Raw genomic sequence first — 5,014 nt, 5'->3', positions numbered from 1 at the left:
AACGGACAACCGCCAGCCGCCGGTGAAGAGCACAACCAGTGCTCTTCACCGGCGGTTTCGTCAGCATGTTCAGTTAGACTCGGACGGAATCAGCAGGCTTCAGTTGCTCCCGTTCAACGAGGTTGGAGGTGTTCCGATGGCGATGCCGGTGCCCCACGCCGACCATTGGACGGCTGCGGACCTCGACAACATTCCCGACGACGGACTGCGTTACGAGGTGTTGAATGGCTTGCTCGTCGTGAACGCCGCCCCCAAACCCAAGCATCAGTGGCTGATCAAGTGGCTGGGCCGCGCGCTTGACGCAGCGCTACCGTCGGGTCTGTTCGTGATGGAAGGCGTCGGCGTTCTGATCGGCGAGGACGAACCGATTCCCGACCTCGTCGCGGCCGTTGGCCCGATCGAATGGGATAGCCGGGGGATTCCAGCCGACCAGGTCAGACTGGTTGTCGAAGTGGTCTCCCGATCAACGACTCTGCAAGACCGGATGGTCAAGCCCGTTGTCTACGCCGAGGCAGGCATCCCCAACTACTGGCGATTCGAGATCAACCCGTTCAAAGGCCAGCTACCGGGTGAGTCCCTGCCGATCCTGTTCGCCCACGAACTCGGCGCCGACAAGACCTACGAGCTGACCCACCGGGTGTCGGCCGGAGACACCGTCACCCTGCGCAGCCCTTTCGAATTCACCATCGATCCAGGATCGCTGTTGCCCTGACGGTCAAGTGATCGCTGCGGATGAACAGTTCGATGGTCATCATGGGGCCGCTCGTTTCGCGGGGGTCAGGGTGCGGGTGATGATCAGGAGGAAGGCTAGGAGGGCGCAGGCGGTGCGGGCGAAATGGAATGCTTCCCAGCGGCTCAGGATTTCGGCGTAGTCGGGTGGTGGGGAGGTTATCGACCAGACTTTGATGTGCTGGTTGATCGGGACGTTGCCGAATCGGGTGATGAGGAACGAGGCGATGGCCAGTGCTGCTGCGGTTGCGGCGAACCAGCGGTCGCGGGCCGTCGTTCGGAAGGCCAACACCAGGCAGCTGAGGATGGTGAGGCCCATGAGGGATTGCATGACGAGGCCGTTCACGGACATCAGTGCGGTGTGGAAAGTGAAGCGGACGTCGAGTGGGACTTTGCGGAACGCGTAGACGACGTTGATGGCGCCGTAGCCGAACGCGCCTGCCAGCAAGCCGCCGAAGCACAGGGTGGATGCTCTTGCCAGGGTGGGCTTTTCGAAGGTGGTCAACGGCGTGGCTCCGGAGTGGTTGCGAGGGTGAGCAGTTCGTCGACGGACCACTGGTCGTAGACGTGTGCGCCGTGTTTGGCGGCGAGTACGCGGCCGTCGGGGGCGATGAGGAAGTCGGCGGGGAGGCCGAGGCTGCCGCCCTCGGGTTTAGTTGGGGGAGTGGGTTGTTGCTTGCGGAGGGTGGCGACGGCGGCGTGGACGACGCCGCGGAGGATGGCGGGCCAGCCGCGTGGGTCGAGCAGGGCTCGCGGTGACGACTCGACGCCGAACTCTCGGTACAGCTCGCGGGTGGGGTCGGCGATCAGGTCGAGCGGAACGTCTTCGGTGTAGGTGCGCAATTCCGCTGCACTGGAGTGGAATACGACTACCTCACGGATGTTCGCGGCCGTGATCTCGGTGTGGCGCGCGACGATCGAGCGCAGGTGCAGATTGCAGACCGGGCAGCCGGCGAATCGTCGAAATTGCAGGTGTATCAGGCAATCCGGGTCGGGGATATGCACGGGTGCACCGGAGATGGTGGTCAGTACCCGATCGGAGACGGAGGTCGGCAGTGGCATGAGGTTCCTTTCGTAGGCGTACCTTGTACGCCTACGACCAGTATGCGCATAGCTTGTACGCTGTCAAGCCATGCCACGTCCTCGTTCGCTGACGAAACACGATCTCGGCGTCGCCGCGCTGGCGGTGATCGACCGCGATGGGCTGGCCGCGCTCACCATGCGGGCGGTGGCGAAGGAACTGCACATGGCCACGATGGCGCTGTACCGCTACGTCTCGGACCGGGAGGAACTGGAGGTCCTCGTCGTAGACGAGGTACTGGCGGGCATCGACGTGTCGACCCCCGCCGAGGCGCACTGGCGGGACCGGCTGACCGCCTTGCTCGAGCGGATGCGGGCGGCCATCTCCGCGCACCCCGCGACGGTGCCGTTGGTACCTCGGCACCGGAAGTCCTCGAACGGCACGCGGCGCTGGATGGAGGCGATGCTGTCGGTGCTCAACGAGGGTGGCTTCGACGGAGCGGATCGGGTGATCGCCCAGCGCACGCTGGTCGCGTTCCTGCTCGGGTCGTTGGAGAACGAGCACTACGCGTCGATCAACGCGCCCGCGACCACGGCCATTGCGCAACTCTCCCCCGAGGAGTATCCGATGCTGACGCAGACCGCGGCGCAGGCCAGGAAGATGTCGGTCGACGACGAGTTCCGCGGTGGACTCGCGATCGTGTTGCGCGGGTTGGCGGATCGCGCCTAGCTATGCGGGAGCGGCGCACGTTCGCGCCCCGTGCCTCCGGATGACCACGAGAGCCGTTGCACCACAACGCACAACGGCTCTCGCTTCGTGATTCAGCCGAACAGTGCCGCGATGTCGACGGTTTCGGCCATGGCGCGGTAACCCGCGTCGTTGAGGTGCATGCCGTCGCCGCTGTCGAAGGCTGGGTGGATGAAGCCGGGGCGATCGGGGTCTTCCACGGCGCGAGCCACGTCGAAGACGGCGTCGAAAACGTCAGTGGTGCGCAGCCATTCGTTCACTTCGCGGCGGGTCGGCTGGGTTTCCTCGAGCGGCATGCCCGGATAGACGCAGCCTGCGTAGGGGCCGATGGTGGCGGCGTGGATGATCAGGCCCGCGTCGTGGGCGCGGCGGGCGATCTCGGTGAAACCAGCGATCAGTTCGTCGGTGGTGGCCGCGGGTTCGCCCGACATGCCGCCGAGGATGAGGTCGTTGATGCCGAAGTTGATCAGCATCCTGCTGACGCCGGGGACGCTGAGTACGTCGCGGCTGAATCGATCCAGGCCGGGGATGCCGATTTCGTTGGTCAGCAGGCGGTTTCCACCGATGCCCTGGTTGACGACCCAGCCGCGGTCGAGTCGGCTGTTGAGGGCATCGACCGAGCGGAGGTTCGCGCTCATGGTCGAGCCGACTCCCTCGAACCACGAGTCGCCGAGCGCGACGGCGACCGGGGTATCTGCGGGGGCAAGCACATCGACGCCGGTGACGAAGAAGCGTGCGGGAACCTCTTCGGCGGCAGCGAGATTCGCCTCTGCGGTGACGTTTCCTTCAGTCACGTAAGCGATTTCGCTCGGCTGGTGCGAGAAGGTGGCGAGCCCGGTCGGCTCGGGCAGGTAGAGGCTCAGCATGAGGTCGGTGCCCGCGGTTCCGGCGAGCTCGACCGGATCGCTGATCGCCGCACCGCCCACCGGGATGGTGAGCTGGTCCGCACCGTCGAACCGCAGCACGGTGTCGGTCTCCGTGATGATCTCGTTGCCTGTCTTGCGCAGCGCGACCCGGGCGGCACCGACGACCAGCGGCGCCTGTCCGTAAAGGTTGGTCAGCCGGATCCGGAACTGCTCGCCGCCACCGGCCAGGTGCAGCGGCTGACGCACGGTCTCGTCGGCGAAGGCCCGCGATTCGGCGAGCTTGACCTGCTCGTATGGGCTGATGACCGCGGAACGGAAACCGGCGACCCAGGCGGTGGTGGCAGACATCGAAAGCTCCAGTAGTTGTCGTGCGGAATAATGCGTTGGCATATTTCTACAACGGAGTATTCCTCGTGTCAACTATCCGCATGGCAAGCATTTCGGGTAGGTTGGTTGCCATGGATGCGACCGAACTGTTCGACGACCCCCGGCTGACCACGATGGGTCTGCTGTTCGAGGCGTACGAAGGGGTGGTCACCAGGCTGGAGTCGGTCTGGAAGGCGCACGGCCTGTCCGGGCTGGATCTGAATGCGCTGATGCGCCTGAGTCGTTCGCCGAAACGACGGCTGCGCATGACGGATCTGGCCGTGCAGACCAAGCTGTCCACCAGTGGTGTCACCCGGCTGGTCGATCGGCTGGCGCGCGAGGGGCTGGTGGAGCGTGAGCTCGACCCTGCTGATCGGCGCAGTGCGTATGCGGTGCTGACCGAACCGGGTGCGGAGCGGCTCGTGCAGGTGCTGCCGGACTATCTGGACGCGGTCGAACGCTGGTTCACCGGGCTGCTGACGCCGGTGCAGCTCGACGGGTTGATCGCCGCGTTGCGCGTTGTTCGGGACGTGACCAATCCTGATGCGACGGTCGGCATCGACCGATCGGCAAAGGTGTGAGCGTCAGTCGGCGGATTCGTCGAGGAGTCGTTCGAGTCCGTCGAGGATCAGGTTCAGTCCGAAGGTGAAATCGGCTATGCCCGTATGCTTTCCGTCGATCACCAACTGGGACAGCGCGTTCATGTACGGAAACTGGTCCGCCGGGATGAGTGGCAGGAATTGCTGTGCGGCGGAGGCGTATTCGTCCGGCTGCAGCGGAAAGTTCACCTGCTGCAAGGTGAATCCGTAGATGTGACTGTCCATTGCGTTCCATGCGCGATCGGCCAGCTGATAGGAGAAGCCTGCGGCGCGCAGGCAGCCGACGGTGGCGTCGATGTATCGCAGCATGGCCGGGCCCACGTTCAGTCGTGCGCCGATCAGTCCGTTGGCCCACGGGTGGCGCAGCAGCGCCTCGTGCGCTGCGTTCGCCCGCGCGCGCATGGCCGCCTTCCAGTCGCCGCCGATCTCGGGCACGCCCATCTCGGCGACCACTAGATCGGCGATGCCGTCGAGCAGGTCGTCCTTGTTGGTCACGTGGTTGTACAGCGACATCGCCTCGACGCCGAGCGTCTGCGCCAGTTTGCGCATGGACAACGCCGCGAGGCCCTGCTCGTCGGCGAGCCGAACGGCCGTGTGCAGCACCTTTTCCCGGTTGAGCGGCGCGCGCGGGGTGCCGTTGGCGGAGGTCTTGGGCATCGGCCCCTTCCTTGACGTACTTACGGTGT

At 65.1% G+C, this 5,014-nt stretch carries 7 protein-coding genes; 3 read left to right on the top strand and 4 right to left on the bottom strand.

Going from position 1 to position 5,014, the window contains the following annotated elements; all coding sequences use genetic code 11:
• Window positions 1–136: 136 nt before the first annotated feature.
• Window positions 137–712 carry a Uma2 family endonuclease gene (locus tag ACQPW1_RS44190; protein WP_433659510.1) on the top strand — a complete coding sequence of 192 codons (576 nt, stop codon included), beginning with the start codon at window positions 137–139 and terminating at the stop codon, window positions 710–712.
• A gap of 39 nt (window positions 713–751) precedes the next feature.
• On the opposite strand, the gene ACQPW1_RS44185 is transcribed toward ACQPW1_RS44190, so the two are convergent.
• The gene (locus ACQPW1_RS44185) at window positions 752–1,234 is read right to left on the bottom strand and encodes an anthrone oxygenase family protein (RefSeq protein WP_433659509.1); all 483 of its coding nucleotides are present in this window, start codon (window positions 1,232–1,234) and stop codon (window positions 752–754) included.
• Window positions 1,231–1,791, bottom strand: coding sequence for a peroxiredoxin-like family protein (locus ACQPW1_RS44180; RefSeq protein WP_433659507.1), 561 nt, complete (start codon window positions 1,789–1,791; stop codon window positions 1,231–1,233). The genes ACQPW1_RS44185 and ACQPW1_RS44180 overlap by 4 nt, the downstream gene beginning before the upstream one ends.
• Window positions 1,792–1,861: 70 nt before the next feature.
• On the opposite strand from ACQPW1_RS44180, the gene ACQPW1_RS44175 reads away from it, so the two are divergent.
• Entirely contained in the window at window positions 1,862–2,479 is a 618-nt protein-coding gene (locus tag ACQPW1_RS44175) for a TetR/AcrR family transcriptional regulator (protein ID WP_433659505.1), read from the top strand.
• A gap of 92 nt (window positions 2,480–2,571) precedes the next feature.
• Here ACQPW1_RS44175 and ACQPW1_RS44170 read toward each other — a convergent pair whose 3' ends face one another.
• A complete protein-coding gene (locus tag ACQPW1_RS44170) occupies window positions 2,572–3,711 on the bottom strand; it encodes a GDSL-type esterase/lipase family protein (RefSeq protein WP_433659504.1) in 1,140 nt (379 codons plus the stop codon).
• Window positions 3,712–3,821: 110 nt separating this feature from the next.
• On the opposite strand from ACQPW1_RS44170, the gene ACQPW1_RS44165 reads away from it, so the two are divergent.
• Window positions 3,822–4,310: a MarR family winged helix-turn-helix transcriptional regulator gene (locus ACQPW1_RS44165; protein ID WP_433659503.1), complete on the top strand. Its 489-nt coding sequence runs from the start codon at window positions 3,822–3,824 to the stop codon at window positions 4,308–4,310.
• 3 nt (window positions 4,311–4,313) lie between these two features.
• Here ACQPW1_RS44165 and ACQPW1_RS44160 read toward each other — a convergent pair whose 3' ends face one another.
• Window positions 4,314–4,985 carry a TetR/AcrR family transcriptional regulator C-terminal domain-containing protein gene (locus tag ACQPW1_RS44160; RefSeq protein WP_433659501.1) on the bottom strand — a complete coding sequence of 224 codons (672 nt, stop codon included), beginning with the start codon at window positions 4,983–4,985 and terminating at the stop codon, window positions 4,314–4,316.
• Window positions 4,986–5,014 lie beyond the last annotated feature (29 nt).

The organism is Nocardia sp. CA-128927 (genome assembly GCF_050955855.1).
Taxonomy (GTDB): Bacteria; Actinomycetota; Actinomycetes; order Mycobacteriales; family Mycobacteriaceae; genus Nocardia.
Note: the sequence above shows the minus strand (reverse complement) of the source record. Positions and strands in the feature narration are given on the sequence as shown.

Bases quoted from the DNA above. Each gene is read 5' to 3' on its own strand.
- ACQPW1_RS44160 (WP_433659501.1), bottom strand. From the start codon at position 4,985: ATGCCCAAGACCTCCGCCAACGGCACCCCGCGCGCGCCGCTCAACCGG.
- ACQPW1_RS44165 (WP_433659503.1), top strand. From the start codon at position 3,822: ATGGATGCGACCGAACTGTTCGACGACCCCCGGCTGACCACGATGGGT.
- ACQPW1_RS44190 (WP_433659510.1), top strand. From the start codon at position 137: ATGGCGATGCCGGTGCCCCACGCCGACCATTGGACGGCTGCGGACCTC.
- ACQPW1_RS44170 (WP_433659504.1), bottom strand. From the start codon at position 3,711: ATGTCTGCCACCACCGCCTGGGTCGCCGGTTTCCGTTCCGCGGTCATC.
- ACQPW1_RS44175 (WP_433659505.1), top strand. From the start codon at position 1,862: ATGCCACGTCCTCGTTCGCTGACGAAACACGATCTCGGCGTCGCCGCG.
- ACQPW1_RS44180 (WP_433659507.1), bottom strand. From the start codon at position 1,791: ATGCCACTGCCGACCTCCGTCTCCGATCGGGTACTGACCACCATCTCC.